At 45.2% G+C, this 1,249-nt stretch carries 2 protein-coding genes; both read right to left on the minus strand.

Going from position 1 to position 1,249, the window contains the following annotated elements; translation table 11 throughout:
- Positions 1–63: 63 nt before the first annotated feature.
- Positions 64–309 (minus strand): MbcA/ParS/Xre antitoxin family protein, encoded by a 246-nt coding sequence (locus tag ABZ848_RS49535; protein WP_360843745.1) that lies wholly within the window; start codon positions 307–309, stop codon positions 64–66.
- Positions 269–874 carry a hypothetical protein gene (locus ABZ848_RS49540; RefSeq protein WP_360843747.1) on the minus strand — a complete coding sequence of 202 codons (606 nt, stop codon included), beginning with the start codon at positions 872–874 and terminating at the stop codon, positions 269–271. Before ABZ848_RS49540 ends, ABZ848_RS49535 begins: the two co-directional genes overlap by 41 nt.
- Between the last annotated feature and the right edge of the window lie 375 nt (positions 875–1,249).

Here is a 1,249-nt window from a genome sequence, read left to right on the forward strand (position 1 = left end):
TGACTTTCTTGATAAGAGAAGTCAGCTCTCTTCTAGCTCTAGTGACACTTATAGTTCTCATGACTATATTCCAGCCCCATTTTCAAGGCGCCAAATGAATTCTATGACTCGCTTCCGGCCAGGCTCGGTCTGAAGAAGCTCGGCCGGCTTTTTGTTGCCAAGCCCCAAAACTGGTGTGTTGAGCCAGTTCATGGCTAGGGCTTGTTTGTTGCCAAAAAGCCCTAGAGCGAGGTCTAGAGCTTCCTGGGACTCAGCTGGCAGGCTGAGATCAGCTGGCGAAAAGCCGCTTCCATTCTGTGACAATTCCACTACGCGCTTCCTCGGCTTTCTGGATGTTCTTAAGATAGCTCACTGCGCGATCATGAACAGATGAATCGAGCAAGTATTTCCCAGCTTCCCTGTTCTTGGGCGAACGCAGTTTGATGCCAAGGAGGGCCAGCATGCCTTTTACAGCGATCATGTTCTTTGATCCCGCACCTTTGATTTCAAACAATGTACGACTGATAAGAGTGAATTTACTTATGTATTTTCCGTTCCAGCGAAGCTTATTGGCCTTCAGTGTTTTAATAAAGTCGTCAATTCCATCAGCAGAAATCACGGATTTATTTGCTGCAAAACCAAGGACATCCTTAAATAAGCAGATTTTAACGTCATTTGAAAGATTCACTTTTCCATTGCCGGCAATTAGATCAATGCGCTTGAGGATCTCGATTCCTTTTTGATCAATAACAAACTCCACATCTTCTTCTGATAGCTTCGAGACTCCCATCGTTTGTGCGGCCATAGATTTTTCGATAAGCCATTCCGCATTCTGGTCAGCACCAGATTTTAGCTTGCTACTGATTGCGGATTGCAGCTCGCGCTCATCCAGCATCTTATCGTTTCTAAAGAATGCCTCGGGATCATGATGCTCGGCATACTTGTAAGCATCCCTTTTCTGCCTGTCGCATGGATAGCTGGTATTTTTTTTGTGCAGATACTTGGCACCGAAACTGCCTATTTACCAGGAGCATTTTCTGCAATTTTCATTCAAGCCTCGGCGCTCGCAAGTTGGCTTGCCAGCAGCAGGAAGCCCGAGTTAAAACCTAACTAGCGGTTCAAATCGTTCACTTCGCTCACTGGGACCGGCTAAAAACAGCCCCTTAATCAAATGTTATGCGCTGATCAAAATCGAGCAATACCATGAATTTTAGAATTTTATTAATTTCCATCTTGCTTTTGTTTGGCTGCTCTGAAGAGACTGAACGCT

It is taken from the genome of Streptomyces sp. NPDC047081 (assembly GCF_040643775.1).
GTDB lineage: Bacteria > Actinomycetota > Actinomycetes > Streptomycetales > Streptomycetaceae > Streptomyces.